Raw genomic sequence first — 25,091 nt, forward strand, 5'->3', positions numbered from 1 at the left:
ACCACTATGAGTGTCGAGTCCCTCTTTCCCCGTCTGGAGCCGTTGCTGCCGCGGGTGTCGAAGCCCGTCCAGTACGTCGGAGGGGAGCTGAACTCCACCGTCAAGGACTGGGACGCCACCACGGTCCGCTGGGCGTTGATGTACCCGGACGCGTACGAGGTGGGCCTGCCCAACCAGGGCATCATGATCCTCTACGAGGTGCTCAACGAGCTCGAGGACGTCCTGGCCGAGCGCACCTACGCCGTGTGGCCGGACCTCGAGGCGCTGATGCGCGAGCACGGTGTGCCGCAGTTCACCGTGGACGCGCACCGCCCGCTCGGCGCCTTCGACCTGATCGGCATCAGCTTCGCGACCGAGCTCGGGTACACCAACCTGCTGACCGCGCTCGACCTGGCCGGTATCCCGCTGCACGCCGAGGACCGCACCGACGAGCACCCGCTCGTCATCGCGGGCGGCCACGCCGCGTTCAACCCGGAACCGATCGCCGACTTCCTCGACGCCGCCGTCCTCGGCGACGGCGAGGAGGCGGTCCTCGAGATCACCGCCATCGTCCGCGCCTGGAAGCAGGAGGGCTGCCCCGGCGGCCGCGACGAGGTGCTGACCCGGCTCGCCGAGACCGGCGGCGTCTACGTGCCGCGGTTCTACGACGTCACGTTCGACGACACAGGCGCCCTCAACCCGATCGTCCCCAACCGCGACCGCGTGCCCGCGACGGTGGCCAAGCGCACCACCATGGACCTCGACGCGTGGCCGTACCCGAAGCAGCCGCTGGTCCCGCTCGCCGAGAGCGTGCACGAGCGGATGAGCGTCGAGATCTTCCGCGGCTGCACCCGCGGCTGCCGGTTCTGCCAGGCCGGCATGATCACCCGCCCCGTGCGTGAGCGGTCCATCCAGGGCATCGGCGAGATGGTCCACAAGGGCCTGGAGGCGAGCGGGTTCGAGGAGGTCGGCCTCCTGTCGCTGTCCAGTGCGGACCACTCGGAGATCGCCGACATCACCAAGGGCCTCGCGGACCGGTACGAGGGCACCAACACCGGCCTCTCGCTGCCGTCCACCCGCGTCGACGCGTTCAACATCGACCTCGCGAACGAGCTGTCCCGCAACGGCCGCCGCTCCGGGCTGACCTTCGCACCCGAGGGCGGCAGTGAGCGGATCCGCCGGGTCATCAACAAGACCGTGTCCGAGGCCGACCTCATCCGCACGGTCAGCGCCGCGTACGCCAACGGCTGGCGGCAGGTGAAGCTGTACTTCATGTGCGGTCTGCCGACCGAGACCGACGACGACGTGCTGCAGATCGCCGCGATGGCCCAGGAGGTCATCCGTGCTGGCCGGAAGGCCAGTGGCCGCAAGGACATCCGCTGCACCATCTCCATCGGCGGGTTCGTCCCCAAGCCGCACACGCCGTTCCAGTGGGCCGCACAGTGCGACCCGGACACGGTGGACGCACGCCTGCGGAAGCTGCGCGACGCCGTGAACTCCGACCGCGGCCTCGGTCGCAACATCGGGATGCGCTACCACGACGGCAAACCCAGCCTCATCGAAGGACTGCTGTCCAGGGGCGACCGTCGCGTGGGGCGTGTCATCGAGCGCGTGTGGCGTGCGGGCGGCCGGTTCGACGGCTGGAGCGAGCACTTCTCCTACGAGCGCTGGACCGACGCCGCGGCGGCGGAGCTGGTGCCGCTCGGTGTGAGCCTCGACTGGTTCACCACGCGGGAGCGCAGCGAGGACGAGGTCCTGCCGTGGGACCACCTCGACTCCGGCCTCGACAAGGGCTGGCTGTGGGACGACTGGCAGGACGCACTGTCCGAACAGGAGCTCGACGACTGCCGCTGGACCCCGTGCTTCGACTGTGGTGTCTGCCCGGCGATGGGCACCGACATCGAGATCGGTCCCACCGGCAGGAAGCTGCTGCCGCTGACGCCCGTGTAGTCACTCGTCGGTGGGCGCCTGGCCGGCGACGTTGTCACCGGTCACGGCGGCCAGCGCGTCGACCAGGCCGTGGCCGTAGAACCCGTTGTAGGGCTTGTAGCCCGTGCAGTAGGCGTCCTGGGCCCCCGTGCCGTCGAGGTCGTAGTCGGCCGGACACGGCAGCGGTTCGGCCTTCTCCGTCAGCATCTTCGTGATCTTCTGCGGGGACGCCTCCGGATGTTCGGAGGCGATGAGGGCGGCCACGCCGGCGACGTGCGGCGTGGCCATCGACGTGCCGCATAACCGGTCGTAGCCGCCCGGCACGGTGGACAGCACGCAGGAGTCCTCCTCCTGCTTGACACCGGTCGGGTCGTACGCCTTCGGTTTCGTCTCACCGCCGGGCGCGGTCACGTCGATCACGCCGAGCCCGTAGGAGCTGTAGCTGGCCTTCAGCCCGTTGCTGCCCACCGCCGACACGGCCACCACGCTGCGCAGCCCGGCGGGCAGGACCTTGCAGCTGCCGTCGAGCGTGCGCCGTTCGGCCCGGCCCTCCGCCGCGACCGGGTTCTCCGCGGTCCGTCCACTCGGGTCGGCCAGGTCGGCAGCCTCGTTCGTCGCCGCCGCGACCGTCAGCACCCCGTTCTGCGTCGCGTAGTCCACGGCGCGCCGGACCGCTTCGAAAACGACGTGCTCGCTGTCCCGGTCACACGTCATCAGCCACGGGTCGACGAAGTAGCTGTTGTTGGTCACCCTCATCTTGTTGGCGGTGGCCCACATCAGCCCGCACACCGCGTACTCGGGGAGGATGTAGCCCTGGTCGTCGACCACTTTCACCGACGCGACCCGCACACCGGGCGCCACCCCGGTCGTGCCGCGCCCGTCGTCGGCGGCAGCGATCGTGCCCGCGACGTGCGTCCCGTGTGGCGAGGTCGTCGGCTCCCACGCGGCCGGGGTCTTGTCCGGTTTGCCGGACAGGCAGCCCGCGGACGCCGCGGGGTCGAGCGCCGCGGTGAGGTCGGGGTGGTTGGGGTCGATCCCCGAGTCGAGGACACCCACCACGACGTCCTTGCTGCCCGGATTGATCCGCCGTGCCTCGTCCGCCCCGATCATGGCCATGTCCCACTGACTGCCGGTCAAGTCCTTTTGGTCCACTTCGGCCGGATCGGTGGTGGCGCCGCGGACGGCCGCTGTCTCGTCCTTGCGGGGGCCCTGCTTCGCCGCCAGAGCGCCCTCCGCGCTGAACGCCCGGTCCGTGCCCATCCGCTCGGTGAACCGGTCGTCGGCCGAGCCGGCGACCGCGACGGAGATCTGCGGGTAGTACGCGGTGAGCGCGCCGCAGGCCGCGGCGATCTCGTCTGCGGCCTCCGGCTGGGGGGTGCCGGGGTCGAGCACGACCAGGTACCGAAGCTCGGTGCTGCTGCTCGAGCACACGTCGGACGGTGGGTCGGCGACCTGGGCGCTCGCGGTCATACCGGTCGTCACCAGGGATGTCGCGAACACCGCGGCGCTGACCGCTGCCGCCGGCAGACGGCGCAGCAGAGGCACGGGTGACCTCCATTTGTTGGGGCGGCCGGTTCGGGGGCGCCGGCACTCCAATGTCCGGACGGTAGCCAGCTTGCCGCTCCACAGACAAGCTCACCGCCGGAATTGGACCTGGGGGTACGGTGCCAGCATCCGCAAGTGAACACCACCGGACCAGCCCGATACCACCAGAAGGAGTAACGCTGACCCGCGACGACCGCCCGAACCCTTCCGCTCCCGCGGTGCAGAAGCTGCGGCTTCGGTACGCGAAGCGCGGCCCGCTGAGGTTCACCTCACACCGGGACGTGGCTCGCGCGTTCGAGCGCGCCCTGCGCCGGGCACGGGTGCCGATGGCGTATTCCCAGGGCTTCAACCCCCATCCGAAGATCTCGTGGATCGGCGCATCGCCGACGGGGGTAGCGAGCGAGGCGGAGTACGTCGAGATACAGCTGGTCGAGGCGCTCGAACCGGACGAGCTGGTCCGCGTGCTGGACGCGGCGATGCCGCCCGGCCTGGACCTGCTCGAGGCGGTCGGCCTGCCGGTGGGGGCGGGAGGGGACGCGCTGGCGGACCGCATGGAGGCGAGCCGGTGGCGGATCGAACTTCCCGGCGTGGCGTCGGACACGCTGAAAGCCGCGTGGGAGCGGTTGGTCGCCGCCGAGGTCGTCGAGGTCGAGCGCCTGACCAAGCACGGAATGCGCACCATCGACGCACGCTCCGCGATCGTCACCGGATGGGTCGAAGATGACCCGGTCGTGTCTCCTTCAACCACACCAGTCGAGCCATGTGGGATACTCGTCGTGGTTGTCCGGCAGCTGACACCTGCCGTTCGACCGGACGACGTGCTGAGCGCGCTCCGCGTCGTCGCCGCCCTGGAACCGCCGGTGCCCGCGAAGGCGACCCGGATGGCCCAGGGGCGGCTCGACGACAGCGGAGGTCTGTCCGACCCGTTGGCCCCGGACCGGGCCGAACGGGCTTCGGCATGCGGGTGACGCTCGGCGCGACGTTGTGACTGACCTGCCGTGGTCGCCGGCCTGGCCCGGTGCACACGGCGAGAGGCGAGGATTCCCGCCGCCCAGCGGCGGAACGACAACACGCTTCACCCCGAGGAGCGCGGTGAAGCGAGGACAACGAGGCCCCCGTGTGGCCGCGTCCGAGAGTGCTGGTGCGTCGCGCCGGTGCTGATGGACGCGCCCGGGGGTGAAGGAGCTGCATGTCGGATATGTCGACGCCTGCCGGAAACACCGGCGGGGACACCACCACACCCATCGCCGCGGCACTCGCGGACCTGCCGGCCAGGATCCGCGTGCACGCCCTCGCCAAGCTGCTGGGGCGCAGCAGTCGTGAGGTGCTCGCGGCCGTCACGGAGCTCGGCGTGGACGGCCGCAGCGTGCAGTCCAGCATCGATCGTGAGCTGGCGCTGCGGGTCGCCGAGGCAATGGGCGTTCTCACGGCCGACCCGGCCGACGCGGAGGAGGCCGCCGCGGAAGCGGCCGCGCCGGACTCCACCCGCGCCGGTGCCGAGGCCCCGGTCGAGACGACCGAGCCGCAGGCCCCTGCCGCCCAGCAGGGCGCGCCCCGGGTCGCGGGCACGCCGGGCTTCAGCGAACCGGTCGGCGCACGTGTACAGACCGTCGAGCAGTCCCAGTCCTCCCGGGTCACGCCGCCCACCCCGGTGTTCGCCTCGGCGTCGCCGCTGTTCCTCCCGCCGGAGCCCACCGCGGGCCCGTCCCGCCCGGTCGCCCGGCCCAAGGACGAGCCGGAGCCGGTCGAGGACGAAACGGACGAGACCGACGAAACGGTTGGTGACGACTCGGAGGAGGGCAGGCCGCGCCGCCGCCGTGGCCGCCGTGGTCGTGGCCGCGGCAAGGGCGGTCAGGACGAGGGCGTTGCTGACGAGCCGTCCGAGGACGAGCCGAAGCCGGCGGCCAAGCAGGACAAGGCCGACAAGACGGACAAGTCCACCAAGCGCAAGGGCAAGGAGGAGTCCGAGGCCGAGGACGCCGACGAGCAGGACCAGGGCGACGAGGACGGCGCCACCCGCAGGCGTCGCCGCAGGCGCAGGCGTCGCGGCGGTGCCGACGACGAGACCGGCGCCCCGACCGACGACGACCCGCCGAACACGGTGGTTCACGTCCGCGAGGCCCGCGAGGACAAGGACAAGAACGAGTCGGACGGCCGCGACGAGGTGCGCAGCGTCCGCGGCTCGACCCGCCTGGAGGCCAAGCGCCAGCGCCGCCGCGACGGTCGTGAGGCCGGCCGCCGCCGTGCGCCGATCCTGTCCGAGGCCGAGTTCCTCGCCCGCCGGGAAGCCGTCGACCGGGCCATGGTCGTGCGCGAGCGCGGTGACCGGGTCCAGATCGGCGTGCTCGAGGACGGCGTGCTCGTCGAGCACTTCGTCACCTCGTCGGGCTCCGGCTCCCTCGTCGGCAACGTGTACCTCGGCCGCGTCCAGAACGTGCTGCCGTCGATGGAGGCCGCGTTCGTCGACATCGGCCGGGGCCGCAACGCCGTGCTCTACGCGGGTGAGGTCGACTGGGACGCCGCCGGTCTCGAGGGCAAGGCCCGCAAGATCGAGCAGGCCCTGTCGACCGGTGACAGCGTGCTCGTCCAGGTCACCAAGGACCCGGTCGGCCACAAGGGCGCCCGCCTGACCACCCAGATCAGCCTCCCCGGCCGTTTCCTCGTGTACGTGCCAGGTGGCGGCGCCACCGGCATCTCGCGCAAGCTGCCGGAGAACGAGCGCCGCCGTCTCAAAGACGTGCTCAAGCGGGTCGTCCCCGAGGACGCCGGCGTGATCATCCGCACCGCCTCGGAGGGCATCAGCGAGGAGGAGTTGGCGCGCGACGTCCGCCGCCTCCAGGCCCAGTGGCAGGTCATCAAGGACAAGACCGAGGGCTCAGGCGGCACCCGCAAGGTCAACGCGCCATCCCTCGTCTACGAGGAGCCCGACCTGCTGGTGAAGGTCGTCCGCGACCTGTTCACCGAGGACTTCTCCGCGCTCGTGGTCCAGGGTGGCACCGCCTGGGAGACCGTCGACGCGTACGTCAGCCACGTCGCGCCCGAGCTCGCCGACCGTCTCCGCAAGCATGTCGGGAACACCGACGTCTTCGCCGAGTACCGCATCGAGGAGCAGCTGCTCAAGGCGCTGGACCGCAAGGTCTGGCTGCCCTCCGGCGGCTACCTGGTCATCGACCGCACCGAGGCGATGACCGTCATCGACGTCAACACCGGCAAGTTCACCGGCTCTGGGGGCAACCTCGAGGAGACGGTGACCAGGAACAACCTGGAGTCGGCCGAGGAGATCGTCCGCCAGCTCCGGCTGCGCGACATCGGCGGCATCATCGTCATCGACTTCATCGACATGGTGCTGGAGTCCAACCGCGACCTGGTCCTCCGCAGGCTGACGGAGTGCCTGGGCCGCGACCGCACCCGTCACCAGGTCGCCGAGGTCACCTCCCTCGGGCTGGTGCAGATGACCCGCAAGCGGGTCGGCACCGGCCTCCTCGAGGCGTTCGGCACCACCTGCGAGCACTGCAAGGGCCGGGGCGTCCTGGTCTCCACCGAGCCGGTCACCAAGCCCGGCAACGGGAACGGCCACACCCACACCGAGTCGCCCCGGGGCGGTACCCGCCGCTCCCGCGGCCGCGGCGAGGAGGGCAAGGACAAGGGCGCCAACAAGGACCAGGCCAAGGAAGCCGCCGCCCAGGCCGCGAAGGAGGCCGTCCGCGACATCGCCAAGGCCACCACCAAGGTCGCCGTGGTCGAGCAGGCGGAGTCCGAGACCGCCGAGCCGGACACCCAGCCGGAGGCCAAGGACACCCAGCCGCAGGCCGGCGCTGAGGAGCCGACGCGCGAGCGCAGCCGTCACCGCACCCGCAACCGGGGCGAGGCCCGTGCCGCGAGCCACGCCAACGGCACGGAGGTCGCCGCGAGCCGCGCGGAGACCAACGGCGTCCACGCCGGCCCGGCCCCGTCGACCGGCCCCGAGCCGACCACCCCGGAGCCCGCCGAGCCGACCACGGCCGAAAGCGCGACGACCTCGCCTGGCGAGCCTGGGGCCGCCGTGGCGGAGGAAGCCGAGCCTGCGACCGCCGAGCCCGGTGTCGAGACGGAAGCCGAGCCCGTGACCAGCGGTTACCCGGCCGCCGAGGTCGAGACCGAGGAGTCGGCCGCGGCCGGTCCCGACGCCGACCAGGCGAGCGAGCCGGGCGAGCGCCCGCGGGAGCGAACCAACGGCACGGCCGGCCAGTCCGAGTCCTCGCTCGCTCCGTCGGTGCCCGCGCCCGCGACACCGCCCCGCAGGCAGCCGCGCCGCGCGGCCTCGCGTCCGGCCGGGCCTCCGGTCACCGTCCAGCACGATGGCTGACCCCGGTTTGGTCCCCGTTCCGGCAGGCACGTATCCTGGGGGTCGGCCCGCCGCGTTGGTGGGCCGACTCGTGCGCGAGCCCGGTGTCATCTCGCCCGGTCGCCGCGTAGCCCCAAGGTTTTCCGAAGCAGTCGAGTAGCAGGAGAGTTGCGTCCGATGTACGCGATCGTCAAGACCGGCGGCAAGCAGTACAAGGTCGCCGTTGGCGACATCGTCGAGGTCGAGAAGCTCGACGGTGAGCCGGGCGCCGAGCTCACGTTCCCCGCACTGCTCGTCGTCGACGGGGACCAGGTCACCACGGACGCCGACGCCCTGGCGAAGGTGTCCGTGAACGGTGTCATCAAGGCCCAGACCAAGGGCCCGAAGATCCGTATCCACAAGTTCAAGAACAAGACCGGCTACCACAAGCGGCAGGGTCACCGCCAGAAGCTGACCCGCGTCGAGGTCACCGGCATCAAGACCAAGTAGGAGCTGAACAGCCATGGCACACAAGAAGGGTGCGTCCAGCTCCCGCAACGGACGCGACTCCAACGCCCAGCGCCTCGGTGTGAAGCGCTTCGGCGGCCAGCAGGTCAACGCCGGTGAGATCCTGGTCCGCCAGCGCGGCACCAAGTTCCACCCGGGCGTCAACGTCGGCCGCGGCGGTGACGACACTCTGTTCGCCCTGGCCGCGGGTGCGGTCCAGTTCGGCGAGAAGCGCGGTCGCAAGACCGTGAACATCGTCCCGGTCGAGGGCTGAAGCCCGCGACCGAAGCAAGACCCCACGAGGGGCGGGCCGACGAGTTAGCGGCCCGTCCCTCTTTTGCGTTCCAGGAAGGTTTTCGCAGTGTCCCGATTCGTTGATCGTGTGGTCATCCACGCGGCCGCCGGCAACGGTGGCAACGGCTGCGCTTCGGTGCACCGCGAAAAGTTCAAGCCTCTCGGTGGCCCGGACGGCGGCAACGGTGGCAACGGCGGCGACATCGTGCTGGTCGTCGACTCCGGGGTGCACACGTTGCTCGACTTCCACTTCCGCCCCCACTCCCGCGCCTCCAACGGCAAGCAGGGGCAGGGCAGCAACCGCGACGGCGCGACGGGCGAGTCGCTCGAACTCAAGGTGCCCGACGGCACCGTCGTGCTCACCGAGGACGGTGAGGTGCTCGCCGACCTCATCGGCAACGGCTCCCGCTTCGTCGCCGCTCGGGGCGGCCGAGGCGGTCTCGGCAACGCGGCCCTCGCGTCCAAGGCCCGCAAGGCCCCCGGCTTCGCCCTCCTCGGCGAGCCGGGCGAGATCGCGGACCTCGTACTCGAACTGCGGTCGGTCGCCGACGTCGGTCTCGTCGGCTTCCCGTCGGCGGGCAAGTCGTCCCTGATCTCGGTGCTGTCCTCGGCACGCCCCAAGATCGCCGAGTACCCGTTCACCACGCTCGTGCCCAACCTCGGCGTCGTCACCGCGGGCGAGTCCACCTTCACCGTCGCCGACGTGCCGGGCCTCATCCCGGGCGCGAGCCAGGGCAAGGGACTCGGACTCGACTTCCTCCGCCACATCGAACGATGCTCGGTGCTCGTCCACGTCGTCGACTGCGCGACCTACGAGTCCGGCCGCGACCCGGTCTCGGACATGGACGCCCTCGAGGAGGAACTGGCCCGCTACACGCCCGGCCTCGGCGGCAGCCTCGCCGAACGGCCGCGCGTCGTGGTCCTCAACAAGATCGACGTGCCGGATGCCCGGGATCTCGCGGAGATCGTCCGCCCCGACTTCGAGGCACGCGGCCTCCCCGTCTTCGCCGTGTCCACCGCCAGCCACGAAGGCCTCCGCGAGCTGTCCTACGCGCTCGCGAAGATCGTCGAGGAGGACCGTGCGACCCGCCCGTCGCTCGAGGCGAGCCGCATCGTCCTACGCCCGCCCGCGGTCGACGACGTCGGTTTCACGGTGGTCGAGGACCCCGAACAGGAGGGCGGCTTCATCATCCGCGGCGAGCGGCCGGAACGCTGGGTCCGCCAGACTGCCTTCGACAACGACGAGGCCGTCGGCTACCTCGCCGACCGCCTGAACCGGCTCGGTGTCGAGAAGGAGCTCGCGGAACTCGGCGCCAAGCCGGGCTGCCCGGTCACCATCGGCGGCGTGACCTTCGACTGGGAGCCGTCCACCCCGGCCGGTGTCGACGTGGTGATGCACAACCGCGGCAGCGACCCCCGGCTCGAGCGCAACAACCGTGTCGGTGCGGCAGAACGCAAGGCGGCCAAGATCGCGCGCCGCACGCCGTCGAGCCAGGAGCCGGCCGACGAGACCGACGAGCAGGAAGACGACGAGTTGTCGTGACCGGAGTGCTGTCCGCGACCAGGTCGCAGGTGGCGGCCGCCCGACGGATCGTGGTGAAGGTCGGCTCGTCCTCCCTCACCACCGCGGAGGGCGGCCTGGACCCGGCCCGCCTCGACGCCCTTGTCGACGCGCTGGCCGCCCGCCGCACCGCGGGCAGCCAGGTGGTGCTGGTGTCCTCCGGTGCCATCGCCTCCGGTCTCGCGCCGCTCGGCATCAGCCGCCGCCCCCGCGACCTGGCGACCCAGCAGGCCTCCGCCAGCGTCGGCCAGCTGGTGCTCGGCCACGCCTACGTGTCGTCGTTCGCCCGCTACGGTCTCCGTGTCGGCCAGGTCCTGCTCACGTCGGACGACGTCGTCCGACGTGCCCACTACCGCAACGCACAGCGCACCTTGTCCCGCCTGCTCGCGCTGGGCGTGGTCCCGGTCGTCAACGAGAACGACACGGTGGCGACCGAGGAGATCCGGTTCGGCGACAACGACCGCCTCGCCGCGCTCGTCGCCTACCTCGTCGGCGCGGACGCGCTGGTCCTCCTCTCCGACGTCGACGCCCTGTACGACGGCAACCCCCGCCGGACCGACGCGAAGCGCATCGCCGAAGTGCTCGACCACTCCGACCTGGCACACGTGGACGCCGACGACGTCGGTTCGGACGTCGGCACCGGAGGAATGGCCACCAAGCTCGCCTCCGCCCGGCTCGCGTCGGCCTCCGGTGTTCCCGTGCTGCTCGCCGCCGCCGCTGACGCCGCCAGAGCCCTCGGCACCGCCGACGTCGGCACCGCCTTCGCGGCCGTGGGCCGCCGACTGACGCCACGCCGCTTCTGGCTGGCCTACGCCGCCGACCCCCGGGGAAAACTCCAGCTCGACGACGGTGCCGTCAAGGCGGTCGTCGACCGTCGCCGTTCTCTGCTGGCCGCGGGCATCACCTCGGTCACCGGTGAGTTCGAGGCGGGCGACGTGGTCGAGCTGACCAACCCGCGGGGCAACGTCGTGGCGCGCGGAGTGGTGGCCTTCGACGCCGCCGAGCTGCCCATGCTGATCGGCCACTCGAGCGAGGACCTCGCCCCGGAACACCGGCGAGAGGTCGTCCACGCCGACGACCTCGTGCCACTGCGCCTCTGATCCGTTCTGCCCGGAGAGCCTCTCGGTGGGGAAGCATGCCCAAAGAATCAACTAAAGGTTTGACTTAGTCAACCAGATGATTGATTATCGCTCTGTCGCGATCGACGAGACGGAGGGATCGACATGGGTGGTCAGTTCCGGGTGGGAATCATCGGTGGGGGAACCGGAGGGCTCTGTCTTGCGCAGGCCCTGCGCAAGGCCGGCGTGTCCGTCGCCGTCTACGAGCGCAGCGGGGTTCGGAGCGACCGGCTCCAGGGCTATCGCGTGCACATCAACCCCAAGGGCGCAGCTGCCCTGCACGAATGCCTGCCGTCGGACCAGTGGCGGGCATTCGTCGACACGTGCGGGAGCCCGGGTGGTGCCTTCGGGTTCGTCGACGAACAGTTCAAGGACCTGCTGGTGATCGAGGACGACGTCACCTCCGGGGCCGAGCGGGACCCGGCCCGTTCGCACCACTCGGTCAGCCGGATCACCCTGCACCAGGTGCTGTCGGCCGGGCTGGCCGACGTGCTGCACCTGGACAAGGAGTTCGAACGCTACGAACGGGCCGAGGACGGCACTGTCACGTGCCACTTCGCCGACGGCACCACCGCGACCGCCGACGTCCTCGTGGGCGCCGACGGGGCCAACTCGCGGGTGCGCCGCCAGTACCTGCCCGAGGCACGACGGATCGACACCGGGATCCGCGCGATCGCGGGCAAGCTCCCGCTCACCGACGAAGTCCAGCGCTGGCTGCCGCGCCGGATGCAGGACGGACCGAACAACGTGCTGCCGCCCTCCGGTTGCGGCATGTTCATGGCCCCGCACGACCTCAGTGACAGCCTGTTGTCCGCCGCGGCGAACAGCGTCGGTGGCAACGACGAGTCCGCACGGCTCGGACTCCACTTCGACAACACCACCAGCTATCTCATGTGGGCCTATGCCGCGAACCAGGACGCGTTCTCGTGTGGCGCCACTCAGCTGTCCACACTGGACGGCAGTGGCCTCCGGGACCTGGCCGGGCGCCAGGTCGCCGGGTGGCACCCGGACCTGCGGCGGATGGTGGCGGAAACGCCGGGGGAGACCGTGACCCTCCTGCCGATCCGCACCTCGGTGCCGGTGAACCAGTGGGATACGACGAACGTCACCGTCCTCGGCGACGCGATCCACAGCATGACGCCCTTCCGCGGCATCGGTGCGAACACCGCGCTCCGGGACGCCCAGTTGTTGGCCCGCAACCTGATCGACGCCGCGGAGGGCGGGCGGGAACTGCTCGCCGCCATTCGGGACTACGAGACCCAGATGATCGACTACGGATTCGCCGCCGTCCGCCTGTCCCTGCGCACCGCCGAGCAGACGGTCTCGAACAACCGGCTGGGCCGCTCGATGTTCAAGTTCGCGCTGCGGGTGTTCACCCTCGTGCCTCCGTTGAAGCGCAAGGTGTTCGCCGACCTGGGCAACGACTGACACGCCGTACCGGCGACCTCGACGTGCCGTTGGTCGCTCACTGGTCGCTGAGCCGCGCCATGATCACCGCGAACTGCTCTTGTTGAGTCGGCGACAGGGGAGCGAGCAGTTCCTGCTGGATGCCGTCGAGCACCGCGTCGAGTTTGCGTAGCTTCGTTGTGCCGGATTTCGTGATCGACACGATCTTGCGCCGCCGATGGCCGGGGTCGGTTTCGCGCGTGACCAGGTCGAGTGCTTCGAGTTCGGTGAGGGCGGCGGTCACGTCGCTGCGGTCGATGCCGGTGTCGCGGCCGAGATCGGCTTGGCTGGCGGGTCCCCATTGTTCGAGTGCGGCGAGCAGGCGGTAGTGGTATCCGCGCAGCCCGTCACCGTGGGCGGCGAATCCGGCGGCCAGCAGTGCGGATGCTCGTGCGGCGGCTTGGCCCAGCAGCCACGTTGGGCGGTCCTTGAGCCGGTCCGGGGTGCGGCGGGGATTGGCGTGCTCGCGCATGCCGCGGAGTGTACGTGATTGTTGGTCAAGCCAACGATCTGTTAGTGTTGGTCGCGCCAACATTGGAGCGGCCAACAAGGAGTTGAGATGTCGGACAGAGCGAGGCGCGTACTGATCGTCGGACGCAGCGGATCAGTGCTCGTCGACACTGTCGCGATGCTGCGCGACCGCGGATACGGCGCGAACGCGAGCAACCAGTTCGACCGGCTGCTCGACGACTACGACATGCGCGAGGTCGATCTCGTGATCTTGGGCGGCATGGTGCCGCAGGACAAGAAGGAGTATCTGCGGGCGGAGATCGGCACGCTCAATCCGAGTGCGCGTGTCATGCAGGGGCTGGGCGGTATCGCGCCGTTGCTCGTCGCACAGGTGGAGGAGTTCTTTGCGGGAGGGGCACCCGGTGTCGAGTACGACGCCGCGGCGCGGGCGTTTCGTGTCACGCTCGCGGACGCCGAGTCCGTTGTGGTCGAAGGACTCTGGGCCACGTTCGTGCCGCCGGAGCCGGTTGCCCAGTCGGCGATCGCGGTCGACGACGAACTCACCCCCGGCGTACACGAGATCGCCATCCCCGCCGACGTGCCGCTGGAAGGCTCATACGCCACCGTCCGCGTCGGGGAACGGGTGTCCGCGTTCCAGATCGGTGAGACGCCGCAGTCGGTCAAGCGCCTGGCCGCAGCACAGTCACTGCCCGCCCCCGAGCCGGTGACGACGCGCTTCCCGTGGGAATGAGCACCCTGGCAGGGCCGGGATGGTTTCACACTGTGTAGTTGTCAAGGAGCGAGCGCACCCGGCGGATGCTTGCGTGCTTGAGCAGCCGCGCACCACTCATCGCCCGGAGGCGCCTCGAGGCCGCCAACCGGGTTCCCGTGACCAGCACCGGCCCGTCGACGGTGCTGGTCACGCGTGCCTTTACGGGGTTCTCAGGTGGTGGTCGCCAGAACGAACGGAAGGACTGCCGGCACACCTGCCTCCCGCAGCAGCTTGGCCGCGACCGTCATCGTCCAGCCTGTCTCGATGCGGTCGTCGACCAGCAACACCGGCCCGTTCACGGTGAACAACCGCTCCGTCAGGTGTGCGTCGACGGTCAGTTTCCGCCACACCTGGGCCAGGCGTAAGGCACTGTTGGCGCGGTGCTCGCCGGACGGTTCCGAGCCGATCTGGCCTAGGAACTCCAGCCGGCCGATCGTCGCGAGCCGTTCACCGAGGCTGGACACGAGCTTCGGCCTGCTCTGCGAACCGATCGTCACCACGCCGACCGGACGCGCCTCCCAGTCCCACGACGCCAGCACCTTGATGCACGCGTTCACCACGTCGTCCGGCACCGGGCCGTCGTCGGTGGCCGGGGCGAACATGTCGCGCAAACGGTTGCCCCACCCGACATCCGTCAGCCGGCCCAGTGCCCTACCAGGTGCCGCGACCACCTCCGCGCCGATTCGACCGGAAAGAGGCACGTCCAGCCGCGCCATGCCGCTTGGCCATTGACGACGCGGATCGACCTCGACGCCGGGACGACGTAACCGCTCGCTCGCCTCCTCGATCCGGTCCGACGACACCTCGGTGCTCCACCTGGGTCCTGAACAGTTGTCGCAGCGTCCGCACGGCGCGGCATGCGGATCATCCAGCTGCCGCAACAGGAACTCCATGCGGCACCGGTCGGTCGACTGGTAGTCGAGCATCGTCTGCTGCTCGGCCTGCCTCGCCTCCGCGATGCCGCGGTAGCGCTCGCTGTCGTACCGCCACTCACCGCCGGTGGCGGTCCAGCCGCCCTTGACCCGACGCACCGCGCCGTCGACGTCCAACACCTTCAGCACCATCTCGAGCCGCGACCGGGACAGGTCGCACTGCGGTTCGAGGGCCACTGTGGACAGCGGACGGTCGGCCGCGGCCAGAGCGTCGACCACCTGCCGCACAGCGGGTTCCGGTGGGAACGCCAGCGACGCGAAGTACTTCCAGATCGCCCGGTCCTCGATGCCGGGGAGGAGCAGTACCTCCGCCCGCTCGACGCCGCGTCCCGCACGGCCGATCTGCTGGTAGTACGCGATCGGGGACGACGGCGAGCCGAGGTGGATGACGAACCCCAGGTCCGGTTTGTCGAAACCCATGCCCAGCGCCGAGGTCGCCGCGACGGCCTTGATCCGGTTGGCCAGCAGGTCCTGCTCGATCCGTTCTCGCTCGGCGGGTTCGGTCCTGCCGGAGTACGCGGCGACCTCGAACCCGCTGTCCCGCAGGTACGACGCCACTTCGTGCGCCGAGGCGACCGTCAACGTGTAGATGATGCCGGAACCCGGCAGCTCGCCGAGGTGCTCGGCCAGCCACGCCAACCTCGCCTGCGGTGTCGGCATGTCCAGCACACCGAGGTGCAGGCTGGCCCGGTCGAGTTCGCCGCGCAGCACGAGCGTGTCCTGGTTGCCCAGGTCGAGCTGGTCGGCGACGTCGCGGACCACGCGGTCGTTCGCGGTCGCCGTGGTGGCCAGGACCGGCACGCCGTCCGGGAGCTTGGTGAGCAGCGTGCGAAGCCTGCGGTAGTCCGGCCGGAAGTCGTGGCCCCAGTCGGAGATGCAGTGCGCCTCGTCGACCACCAGCATCCCGGCCGACGCCGTCAGCTCCGGCAACACGGTCTCGCGGAAGTCCGGGTTGTTCAACCGTTCGGGGCTGACCAACAGCACGTCGGTCCGGCCCTCGAGGACGTCGGCCTGGACGTCCAGCCACTGGTCGAGGTTCGCGGAGTTGATGGTCGCCGCGTTCACCCCCGCCCGCGCCGCCGCGTCGATCTGGTTGCGCATCAGGGCGAGCAGCGGCGAGACGATCACCGTCGGTCCGTTGCCCAGTTCCCTTAACAGTGCGGTGGCGAGGAAGTACACGGCCGACTTGCCCCACCCGGTGCGTTGCACGACCAGCGCCCGCCTGCGGTCGACCACCAGCGCCTTGATCGCTGTCCACTGGTCGTCCCGCAACGTCGCGCCGTCGCCCGCGAGGGCACGGAGTCGGTTTTCTGCTGAGTTGCGAAGTGCTTGCTCGTCCACGAGATCCACGATGACGCATTCGGCGTGAGTGGGCCAGAACAAGCCCGAGCGAATGGGACTTTCGCTCGGACACGTGGTGGGTGACACATCCGCGCCGGAGTCGCTACACGTACGCTGACCAGCTATGACGCGTCGTCGGATCGGGATCATGGGTGGCACCTTCGATCCCGTGCACCACGGGCACCTCGTTGCCGCCAGCGAGGTCCAGGCCAAGTTCGACCTCGACGAGGTGATCTTCGTGCCGACGGGGCAGCCCTGGCAGAAGAGCAACCGGAAGGTCAGCGCCGCCGAGGACCGCTACCTCATGACGGTGATCGCCACGGCGTCCAACCCGCGCTTCTCGGTCAGCAGAGTGGACGTCGAGCGCGGCGGCACCACCTACACGATCGACACGCTCCACGACCTGCGCGAGATCCACCCGGACGCCGAGCTGTTCTTCATCACAGGCGCGGACGCTCTGGAGCAGATCCTGTCCTGGCGGCAGGCGGCGGAACTGTTCTCGCTCGCCCATTTCGTCGGCGTGACCAGGCCCGGCTACCGGCTGGACAGCCGTCACCTGCCCGCCGGTTCGGTAAGTCTCATCGACGTGCCCGCGATGGCGATATCCTCGACAGCGTGCCGTGAACGGGTCGCTTCCGGCCTCCCGGTGTGGTACCTGGTTCCCGACGGCGTGGTCCAGTACATCAGCAAGAGGGACCTGTACCGGGAGGCTTAACCCGGTTGGCCTCCGCACGGGTACTCTCTCAGGGTTGAACTGCCGCTTTGACGAACGAGGAGTGACGTGGCCGCTACGCACGACGCACGCGAGTTGGCGCTGGTCGCCGCCAATGCGGCAGCTGACAAGAAGGCCAGCGACGTGATCGTGCTGGACGTGTCGGACCAGCTGGTCATCACGGACTGCTTCGTGATCGCCTCGGCGCCGAACGAGCGGCAGGTCGGCGCCATCGTCGACAACGTCGAGGAGAAGATGCGCGCGGCGGGCACGAAGCCGGTGCGCCGCGAGGGCGCACGTGAAGGCCGCTGGGTGCTGCTCGACTTCGTCGACGTGGTGGTACACGTGCAGCACGCCGAGGAACGCGCCTTCTACGGCCTCGAGCGGCTGTGGAAGGACTGCCCGCGCATCGAGTTCGTCCCGGACGGGATGCCGGCCGAGACGAACGGTACCGAGGGCGGTCCGACGTGACACTGCGCCGGCTCGTCCTGTGGCGACATGGCGAGACCGACTACAACGCGTCGAGCCGGATGCAGGGCCAGCTGGATTCGGTGCTCACCGACGTGGGGCGCAACCAGGCCAAGTTCGCGGTACCGGCGCTGGCCAGGTTCTCGCCGGACGTCGTCGTCGCGTCGGACCTGAAACGGGCCACGGACACCGCGACGATCTTCACCGAGACCACCGGCGTGCCGCTGCGGTTCGACAAGCGGCTGCGGGAGACGCACCTCGGCCTCTGGCAGGGCATGACCGGTCCCGAGGTCGACGAGCAGTGGCCGGGCGCGCGGCAGGTCTGGCAGACCGACCCGACCTGGACACCGCCGGGTGGCGAGGCTCGGGTCGAGGTCGCCGCGCGTGCCGCCGAGGTGGTCGCGGACCTCGACCAGTCCACTGAGGACACGGCGGTCCTGTGTGCACACGGTGGGCTGATCACGGCGCTGACCGGGCACCTCCTCGAGTTGCCGGTCACCACCTGGGCGAAGCTGGGCGGCATCGGGAACTGCCACTGGGTGGTGCTCGCGCGCCGCGCCACGAGCGGTCTGGCGTGGCGCCTGATCGTGTACAACGCCGGCATCACCGGCTGACCCGCCTTGACGACCCTGCTGGTGTTCGGGGACTCGCTGAGCTTCCACGGACCGGATGGCGCCTATCCAGCCGACGACGAGCGGCTGTGGCCCAACCGTGCCGCCGCCGCCCTGAACGGTCAGGCAGAGCTGTTCGCGCGACCGGGCTGGACTGCCCGGGACGCGTTCTGGGCGCTCACCAGCGATCCGAAGGTGTGGGCACAGCTGCCCAAAGCCGACGTGCTGGTGCTCGCGGTCGGCAGTATGGACACCCTGCCTTCACCACTGCCCACCTACCTGCGTGAAGGCCTGCGTTACCTGCGTCCCGACCCGCTGCGCCGGTGGGCGCGGGACCGGTACGTCGCCGCCCAGCCGTGGCTGGCCAGGGCCTTTCGCGGTCGTCCGGTGGCGCTGCCGCCCGCGCTGACCGTCCGCTACCTGGACCGGGTGCTCGGGTCGATCCGTGCGTTGCGGCCCGACCTGCCTGCCGTGGGCGTCCTGCCACCGGTGCACAAGTCCAGCTCGTACGGCTTCGTGCACACCGGACGGGTCACCGGAGCCGCTGCGATCCAGGCATGGGGCGACGCGGCCGGCGTGCCGCTACTGGACCTGGCGTCGCTGGTCGGCGAGCACGTGCTGGGCGGCCGGGGCAACCCGGACGGCATGCACTGGGGCTGGGAGGCGCACGAGCGCGTGGGCGAGGCCCTGGCCGACGCGGCCGGTGCGCTGCTCGACCGGCCGCGATGACGGTCGTTTCCCCGCCGACAACGTAGGCTCCCGACCGTGCCGGTCGCCGTGGTCACCGATTCGAGTGCGTACCTGCCGGATGGCTTCGCCAACCGGCATGCGGTGCACGTCGTGCCGCTGCACGTGCTGATCGACGACCGGTCCGGGCTGGACGGCGTCGACTTCGGGCCGGTCGAGGTGGCGACCGCGCTGTCCGGCAGGCACACGGTGACGACCTCCCGGCCCAACCCGGACGAGTTCGTGCGGACCTACCGGCGGCTGCTCGACGACGGGGCGGAGGGCATCGTGTCGGTGCACCTCTCCCGGGAGCTGTCCGGGACCTGGGAGTCGGCGCGGTTGGCGGCCCAGGAGGTCGGGGTTGACCGGGTCCGGGTCGTCGACTCACGGACGACGGTCATGGGGCTGGGCTTCGCGGTGCTGCGTGCCGCGACGGTGGCGGCGGCCGGCGGCACGGGTGAGTCGGTGGAGGAGGCCGCGGTGGCGGCGGCCGTGCGAACCACAGCGTTCTTCATGGTCGAAACCCTCGAGTACCTGCGCAGAGGTGGGCGGATCGGGTCGGCTGCCGCGTTCTTCGGCACGGCTCTCGCGGTGAAGCCGGTGTTGCACGTGAAGGACGGTCACATCGTGCCGTTGGAGAAGGTGCGCACCACGAACCGGGCGGTCGCCCGCCTCGTTGACCTGGCAGAACAGGCCACCGCGGCCAGCGGGTCGGACGGTGTCGAACTGGCGGTGCACCACCTGGCCGCCCACGACCGGGCGGTCGAGCTCGCGACGCGGCTGGACGAGCGGATCTCCCCGTCGTCGGGGTGTCTGGTGTCGGAGCTCGGTGCGGCGATCGGCGCGCACACCGGTCCGGGCATGCTCGCGGTCGTCGTGTGCCCGGTCGACCGCTGAACCTTCCATTCTCCCGCGACGCACCGACAATTCGCGGCCGACATCCGTTCGCCACGGGCAGTTGTCCACAGCCCTCCGACTTGTCCACAGCGAACGCCCATCGGCCCGCCCGTCCGCTCGCTCCCGCATATCGTCGAACCCGTGATCGAAACGACTGCACGCCGCGAGCGCAGAACTGACGAGACCCGGCACCGGCTCGCGAGCCTGATGGACCAGGCACGCGCCGAACCGCAGGCGGAGCCAGCCGAGCTGCCGCCGGATCAGGGGTGGGAGGACGTCTCGGCGGACCCACCCGACCCGCCACCGCGTGAGCCGTGGTGGCGGCGCGGCCGCGCGGGCCGGTTGGTGGCGGAGTGGACGCCCGAGTCGGCCGGTGCTCGTCGGCGGAAGCTGGCCGTCGCCGTGGTCGGCGGGCTCGTGCTCGCCGTCATGATCGCCCTCGGTGTCGCGGTGACATCGGGCGGCACAGGTGGCACGGAGCACGAGCCGCCGCCGGTGCTGCCGGTCGCGGCGGCGAACGAGTCCGAGGAGACGACCGAGACGTCCATCGTGGTCAGTGTGGTGGGGCGGGTCGCCCGGCCCGGTCTGGTCACGCTGTCGCAGGGCGCACGCGTGGCTGATGCCCTGCGCGTGTCCGGCGGGCCGGTGGCCGGCGCCGATCTCGGCGCGCTCAACCTCGCCCGCAAGCTCGCCGACGGAGAACAGATCTACGTCGGCGTGCCACCGCCGCCCGGGGCCGAACCGGTGAGCGGGGCGACGGCACCCGGCGAGCCGGCGAAGATCGACCTGAACTCGGCCACGTTGACCGACCTCGACACGTTGCCGGGGGTGGGACCGGTGACCGCGCAGAGCATTGTGGACTGGCGCACCGAGCACGGCCGGTTCGACAGCGTCGACCAGCTGCGGGAGATCGACGGCATCGGGCCGAGCCGCTTCGCGAAGCTCCAGGACCTGGTCGTCACGCGATGATCAGCGGGTGGGGGCTCGAGGTCGGCGGCAGACAGGACTGGCGGCTGGTGCCCGCGGCGCTCGTGGTGTGGCCCGCCACGATGGCGGGGCTGCTGCTCGGCTGGTGGTGGACTGCCGTCGCCGGGCTCGTCGGAGTCGCCGTGGGCGTCGTGGTGCTGGTCCGGTTCCGTGGGCGTTCGGCACTCGCTCGGTGGTGGTGCCGGGGCATGGCCTGGTCGTTGCTCGTGTGCGGCCTGCTGGTGACGTTGGCCGGCACGGTGCGGCTGCGCGCCGTCGCCGAGGACCCGATCCGGGCGCTGGCGGGCGCGGGTGCGTCGGCGGTCGTCCGGGTCGAGGTCACCGAACGGCCGAAGCCGGTGTTCTCGGCCGGGTTCGGCGGGCAGCAGGGTGGCGTCTGGTCGGTGGTGGTGCCGGCCCGGGTGGTGAGCGCGGTGGTTGCTGGCCGTCCTGTGGACTCCACGGGAGCGGTGGTGGTGATCGCGTCGGCCGACCGGTGGCGGGCACTGCTTCCTGGGCAGTTGGTGACCGCGACCGCGGCGATGGCGCCGGCCAAGCCGGGCGGCATGACGGTGGCGGTGCTGCGGGTACGGGGACCGCCGGAGGCGGTGACCGAGGCCCCGGTGTGGCAGCGGGTCGCGCAGACGCTGCGTGCCGGGCTGACGGACGCGGCGGCTGTGCTGGACCCGGAGCCGCGGGGGTTGCTGCCCGCGCTGGTGGTCGGCGACACGGACGAACTGCCGCAGCACGTGGTGGAGGAGTTCCAGGCGGCGGGGCTGGCGCATCTGCTAGCCGTGAGCGGTAGCAACCTGGCGATCGTCTGCGTGGCGGTGCTGCTGCTACTGCGAACGCTGCGCTGCGGGCCGAGGACCGCGGCCGCCGGGGCGATGCTCGCCCTGGCCGGGTTCGTGGTGCTGGCGGGGCCTGAGCCGAGCGTGTTGCGTGCGGGCGTGATGGGAGCTGTCGGGCTGCTCGCGCTCGCCGTCGGGCGGCAGCGGGCGGCGTTGCCCGCGCTGGCCGTCGCGGTGATCGTGCTGGTGCTGTGGGACCCGGCGATGGCCGTGAGCATCGGGTTCGCGCTGTCGGTGCTTGCGACCGGCGGGCTCGTGCTGATCGCCCCGAGGTGGGCGGACCGGCTCGCGGCCCGGGGTGTGCCACGCGGGCTCGCCGAGGCGCTGGCCGTGCCCGCGGCCGCCCACCTCGTGACGGCGCCGGTGGTGGCTGGGTTCGCGGGCGAGGTCAGCCTCGTCGCGGTCGTCGCGAACCTGCTGGCCGCGCCGGTGGTCGCGCCGGCGACCGTGCTCGGCGTGCTGGCGGCCGTGGTCGCGCCGGTGACCTCGTGGCCGGCCGAGGTGCTGGTCCGGGTGGCCGGTCCGGAGGCGGAATGGCTGATCCTCGTCGCCCGGCACGCGTCCGGGGTGCCGGGTGCGGTGATCGGTTGGCCGGGCGGCTGGCTCGGCGGGGTGCTGCTCGCCGGATGCGTCGGCCTGCTGGTGGCGGCGTTGCGCAGACGGTGGCTGCGGACGCTCGTCGGTGTGCTGCTGACCGGGCTGCTGGTGGTCGTGGTGCCGTTGCGGGTGATCGCGCCGGGGTGGCCGCCGGACGGTTGGGCGGTCGTGGCGTGTGACGTCGGACAGGGTGACGCGCTGGTGCTCGCGACGGGTGACGCCGGTCGTGCGGTCGTGGTCGACACCGGGCCCGAGGCGGCGCCGTTGGACGGGTGTCTGGACCGGTTGGACGTCTCGCGGGTGCCGTTGGTGGTGCTGAGCCACCTGCACGCGGACCACGTCGGTGGGCTGGACGCGGTGCTGGCGGACCGGGCGGTGGGCGCGGTGGGGCTCAGCAGGGCCCGGGAGCCGCGTTGGGCATGGGAGGAGGTACGGAGCAAGGCACATGAGGCAGGGGTGTCGGTGGTCCAGTTGACCGCTGGGCAGCGGCTGGCATGGCCTGAGCTGGTGATCGAGGTGTTGGCGCCCGATGAGGAGGAGGTGATGCCACGGGCGGAGTCGGACGGTACGGAGATCAACAACGCGTCGTTGGTGCTGCGGGCGACCACGCCTGCCGGGCGGGTGTTGCTGAGTGGGGACGTGGAGCTGTCCGCGCAGGCGCGGTTGCTGGACGCGCGGGTGGACCTGTCCGCGGACGTGATCAAGGTGCCGCACCACGGCTCGCGGTACACCTCGCCGGAGCTGTTCTCGGCGGCACGGGCGAGGATCGCGCTGGTGAGTGTCGGGGCGGGGAACCGTTACGGGCATCCCAGCCCGTTCACGCTGCGGCTGCTGGCGCGGACTGGGGCTCTGGTGTTGCGGACCGACAAGGGCGGGGACACCGCGATCGTGGCGACGGAGGCCGGGCCGAAGGCGGTCACCCGTGGTGCGTCGCGGGCGCCGCCTGGGCGGGCCGCGAAACCTCCCTAGGACGTGCCGTGCCATGGGCGACGGCGTGCCGGGGCGGGTCGGCTAGCGTTGCCGGGTGTTCGACAAGCTGCGGAAAGCCATCCTCGGTGCGGACCTGCCCACTGAACCGGTGGTGGTCCGGATCCAGGATCCTCGGTTCGGCGTGTTCACGGTGACGGGTGCGTGGGATCCGCGCGTCGTCACGGTGCACGGGCCGTGGCCGGCGGTGGTGAGGTTGAGCGCACAGTTGCAACTGCCCGACGCGGTGAAACGACGGCTCGTGTGGCTTGCCCGGCCGCCGCGGATCGTGCCCAACGACCGGCACGCGGTGACGTTGACGGTCGACGGGCAGCCGGTGCCGCTGGACTGCGGGCGGCGTGCGATGCGCCGGGCGACGTTCAACGTCCGTGCCACCGTGGCGGGCCGGGAGTACCTGCTGCGTCACACAAGGCGGTGGCGGGCGCGGTTGGAGCGCAACGGCCAACCGGTGTCGCGACTGTCCACATCGGATCGTGGGGACACGGTGCACGCGGTGCACGAGCCAGGTGCCGACGTCGTCGACGCGACGGTGGGCGTTGCGCTCGGGTTGGTGCTCGGCGTTGGCGCGCCTGGGTTTCTGCGGAACCTGCTCGACGGGCTCTGACCACGCGTCTGGCCGGAGCCCGTCGAAGCAGGGTGTCGAGGGTGGGGCTCAGTCGGCCAGTGCCTGGCGGACGGCGTCCGCGGACGGCGGCACCGTCGCACGCGGGCCTACCTGGTCCTGTACAGCGTCGAGGGTCTTGAGGCCGTCACCGGTGATGAGGAGGACGGTCTCGGCGTCGGGGTCGAGCTGGCCGGTCTCGATGAGCTTCTTGGCCGTGGCCACGGTGACGCCACCGGCGGTCTCGGCGAAGATGCCCTCGGTCCTGGCCAGCAGTCGGATGCCCGCGACGACCTCCTCGTCGGACACGTTCTCGACCGCGCCGCCCGTGCGGCGGACGACGTCGAGGACGTACGGGCCGTCGGCCGGGGCGCCGATCGCGAGGGAACGGGCGATGGTGTCCGGCTTCACCGGCCTCACCACGTCGTGGCCCGCCTTGTACGCGGCGGCGACCGGTGAGCAGCCCGTGGCCTGCGCGCCGAACACGCGGTAGGACTTGTCGTCGACGAGGCCGAGGCCCGCCAGCTCGCGGAAACCCTTGTCCACCTTGGTGAGCTGCGAACCCGACGCGACCGGCACGACCACCTGGTCGGGGAGGCGCCAACCGAGCTGCTCGGCGACCTCGTAGCCGAGGGTCTTCGAGCCCTCCGCGTAGTACGGCCGGACATTGACGTTCACGAACGCCCAGTCCTCGTGCTCGGCGGCGAGTTCGGTGGCGAGACGGTTCACGTCGTCGTAGTTGCCGTCGACGGCGATCAGTGCGCCGTCGTACACCGCCGTCGTCAGCACCTTCGCCCGTTCGAGGGAGGACGGGATCAGCACGACCGACTCCCATCCCGCGCGGGCGGCGGCCGCGGCGACCGCGTTCGCGAGGTTGCCGGTCGACGGGCACGCGAGCACCCGGAAACCGAGCTGTCGCGCGGCGGCGAGTGCGACGCCGACGACGCGGTCCTTGAAGGAGTGGGTCGGGTTGCCGGTGTCGTCCTTGACCCACAACGACTTCACACCGAGTGCGGCAGCGAGTCGGTCGGCCTTGACGAGCCGGGTGAGGCCGGGCTCGGTGTTGGGGTGTGTGTCCACATCGGACGGAACGGGCAGGAGCCCGCGGTAGCGCCAGATGGACTTGGGGCCCGCCTCGATCTCCGCTCGGGTGACGTCACCGAACTCGTAGGAGACCTCCAGCGGGCCGAAACACTCGGCACACGCGAACTCCGCGGCGAGCGGGATCTGGTTGCCGCACTCGCGGCAGGTCAGGGCACGGGCGGGCCCGAGGTCGAGCGTGGTGGTGCCGGCGTCGGCGGTGATCGTCATCGCGAGGTCTCTCCTCATCTGTCCCGCGTGCGGGTCGGAATTGGCACCGTGGTCGTCGCCGTCCTCGCGGATGCGAATCGATGTGGCTGACGCCGGTTGCCGGGGCTTCTTCGGGCCGTTCCCTCTGCCCCTCTGGATGAGCGGTATGAAGTTGTCTTCCGGACACGTTACGGCACGACACCGTGAC

At 70.9% G+C, this 25,091-nt stretch carries 21 protein-coding genes and 1 riboswitch; of the genes, 17 read left to right on the top strand and 4 right to left on the bottom strand.

Going from position 1 to position 25,091, the window contains the following annotated elements; all coding sequences use genetic code 11:
• Positions 1 to 6: 6 nt before the first annotated feature.
• Positions 7 to 1,929, top strand: a complete 1,923-nt coding sequence (locus ACIBVP_RS11115) for a TIGR03960 family B12-binding radical SAM protein (RefSeq protein ID WP_396105910.1) — start codon at positions 7 to 9, stop codon at positions 1,927 to 1,929.
• On the opposite strand, the gene ACIBVP_RS11120 is transcribed toward ACIBVP_RS11115, so the two are convergent.
• On the bottom strand, positions 1,930 to 3,378 hold the full coding sequence (locus ACIBVP_RS11120) for a S8 family peptidase (RefSeq protein WP_396106408.1): 1,449 nt from the start codon (positions 3,376 to 3,378) through the stop codon (positions 1,930 to 1,932).
• Positions 3,379 to 3,671: 293 nt separating this feature from the next.
• Here ACIBVP_RS11120 and ACIBVP_RS11125 point away from each other — a divergent pair, with 293 nt between their 5' ends.
• The 7 genes from ACIBVP_RS11125 (at position 3,672) to ACIBVP_RS11155 (ending at position 12,664) form a co-directional block, all read left to right on the top strand.
• A complete protein-coding gene (locus ACIBVP_RS11125; protein WP_396105911.1) occupies positions 3,672 to 4,421 on the top strand; it encodes a TIGR03936 family radical SAM-associated protein in 750 nt (249 codons plus the stop codon).
• 221 nt (positions 4,422 to 4,642) lie between these two features.
• Positions 4,643 to 7,798, top strand: a complete 3,156-nt coding sequence (locus tag ACIBVP_RS11130) for a translation initiation factor IF-2 N-terminal domain-containing protein (protein ID WP_396105912.1) — start codon at positions 4,643 to 4,645, stop codon at positions 7,796 to 7,798.
• Positions 7,799 to 7,954: 156 nt separating this feature from the next.
• On the top strand, positions 7,955 to 8,266 hold the full coding sequence (gene rplU / locus ACIBVP_RS11135; protein ID WP_396105913.1) for a 50S ribosomal protein L21: 312 nt from the start codon (positions 7,955 to 7,957) through the stop codon (positions 8,264 to 8,266).
• Between the two features lie 13 nt (positions 8,267 to 8,279).
• Positions 8,280 to 8,537 carry a 50S ribosomal protein L27 gene (gene rpmA / locus ACIBVP_RS11140; protein WP_396105914.1) on the top strand — a complete coding sequence of 86 codons (258 nt, stop codon included), beginning with the start codon at positions 8,280 to 8,282 and terminating at the stop codon, positions 8,535 to 8,537.
• Positions 8,538 to 8,624: 87 nt separating this feature from the next.
• Positions 8,625 to 10,100: a GTPase ObgE gene (gene obgE, locus ACIBVP_RS11145; protein WP_396105915.1), complete on the top strand. Its 1,476-nt coding sequence runs from the start codon at positions 8,625 to 8,627 to the stop codon at positions 10,098 to 10,100.
• Between the two features lie 8 nt (positions 10,101 to 10,108).
• Positions 10,109 to 11,218, top strand: coding sequence for a glutamate 5-kinase (proB, locus tag ACIBVP_RS11150; RefSeq protein WP_396106409.1), 1,110 nt, complete (start codon positions 10,109 to 10,111; stop codon positions 11,216 to 11,218).
• Positions 11,219 to 11,341: 123 nt separating this feature from the next.
• The gene (locus ACIBVP_RS11155; protein WP_396105916.1) at positions 11,342 to 12,664 is read left to right on the top strand and encodes an FAD-dependent oxidoreductase; all 1,323 of its coding nucleotides are present in this window, start codon (positions 11,342 to 11,344) and stop codon (positions 12,662 to 12,664) included.
• A 37-nt stretch (positions 12,665 to 12,701) separates the two neighbouring features.
• On the opposite strand, the gene ACIBVP_RS11160 is transcribed toward ACIBVP_RS11155, so the two are convergent.
• Positions 12,702 to 13,154 (bottom strand): MarR family winged helix-turn-helix transcriptional regulator, encoded by a 453-nt coding sequence (locus ACIBVP_RS11160; RefSeq protein ID WP_396105917.1) that lies wholly within the window; start codon positions 13,152 to 13,154, stop codon positions 12,702 to 12,704.
• A gap of 156 nt (positions 13,155 to 13,310) precedes the next feature.
• On the opposite strand from ACIBVP_RS11160, the gene ACIBVP_RS11165 reads away from it, so the two are divergent.
• Positions 13,311 to 13,883: a hypothetical protein gene (locus ACIBVP_RS11165; RefSeq protein ID WP_396105918.1), complete on the top strand. Its 573-nt coding sequence runs from the start codon at positions 13,311 to 13,313 to the stop codon at positions 13,881 to 13,883.
• 191 nt (positions 13,884 to 14,074) lie between these two features.
• On the opposite strand, the gene ACIBVP_RS11170 is transcribed toward ACIBVP_RS11165, so the two are convergent.
• A complete protein-coding gene (locus ACIBVP_RS11170; RefSeq protein WP_396105919.1) occupies positions 14,075 to 16,177 on the bottom strand; it encodes a RecQ family ATP-dependent DNA helicase in 2,103 nt (700 codons plus the stop codon).
• Between the two features lie 124 nt (positions 16,178 to 16,301).
• On the opposite strand from ACIBVP_RS11170, the gene nadD reads away from it, so the two are divergent.
• From nadD to ACIBVP_RS11210, 8 genes are all read left to right on the top strand, one after another.
• Positions 16,302 to 16,892 (top strand): nicotinate-nucleotide adenylyltransferase, encoded by a 591-nt coding sequence (nadD, locus tag ACIBVP_RS11175; RefSeq protein ID WP_396105920.1) that lies wholly within the window; start codon positions 16,302 to 16,304, stop codon positions 16,890 to 16,892.
• Between the two features lie 66 nt (positions 16,893 to 16,958).
• Entirely contained in the window at positions 16,959 to 17,360 is a 402-nt protein-coding gene (gene rsfS, locus ACIBVP_RS11180; RefSeq protein WP_396105921.1) for a ribosome silencing factor, read from the top strand.
• Entirely contained in the window at positions 17,357 to 17,971 is a 615-nt protein-coding gene (locus ACIBVP_RS11185) for a histidine phosphatase family protein (protein WP_396105923.1), read from the top strand. The genes rsfS and ACIBVP_RS11185 overlap by 4 nt, the downstream gene beginning before the upstream one ends.
• 6 nt (positions 17,972 to 17,977) lie before the next feature.
• Complete coding sequence (gene octT / locus ACIBVP_RS11190; protein ID WP_396105924.1) at positions 17,978 to 18,697, top strand: diglucosylglycerate octanoyltransferase; 720 nt, start codon at positions 17,978 to 17,980, stop codon at positions 18,695 to 18,697.
• A 36-nt stretch (positions 18,698 to 18,733) separates the two neighbouring features.
• Entirely contained in the window at positions 18,734 to 19,591 is an 858-nt protein-coding gene (locus tag ACIBVP_RS11195) for a DegV family protein (protein WP_396105925.1), read from the top strand.
• Positions 19,592 to 19,732: 141 nt separating this feature from the next.
• Positions 19,733 to 20,560 (top strand): helix-hairpin-helix domain-containing protein, encoded by an 828-nt coding sequence (locus tag ACIBVP_RS11200; RefSeq protein WP_396105926.1) that lies wholly within the window; start codon positions 19,733 to 19,735, stop codon positions 20,558 to 20,560.
• Positions 20,557 to 22,974, top strand: coding sequence for a DNA internalization-related competence protein ComEC/Rec2 (locus tag ACIBVP_RS11205; RefSeq protein ID WP_396105927.1), 2,418 nt, complete (start codon positions 20,557 to 20,559; stop codon positions 22,972 to 22,974). Before ACIBVP_RS11200 ends, ACIBVP_RS11205 begins: the two co-directional genes overlap by 4 nt.
• Before the next feature lie 55 nt (positions 22,975 to 23,029).
• Complete coding sequence (locus ACIBVP_RS11210; protein ID WP_396105928.1) at positions 23,030 to 23,596, top strand: hypothetical protein; 567 nt, start codon at positions 23,030 to 23,032, stop codon at positions 23,594 to 23,596.
• A 48-nt stretch (positions 23,597 to 23,644) separates the two neighbouring features.
• On the opposite strand, the gene thrC is transcribed toward ACIBVP_RS11210, so the two are convergent.
• Entirely contained in the window at positions 23,645 to 24,904 is a 1,260-nt protein-coding gene (gene thrC, locus ACIBVP_RS11215) for a threonine synthase (RefSeq protein WP_396105929.1), read from the bottom strand.
• An 11-nt stretch (positions 24,905 to 24,915) separates the two neighbouring features.
• Positions 24,916 to 25,047: riboswitch (SAM riboswitch) on the bottom strand.
• Positions 25,048 to 25,091 lie beyond the last annotated feature (44 nt).

Source organism: Actinophytocola sp. NPDC049390 (assembly GCF_044466355.1).
In the GTDB taxonomy this organism is placed as follows: Bacteria; Actinomycetota; Actinomycetes; order Mycobacteriales; family Pseudonocardiaceae; genus Actinophytocola.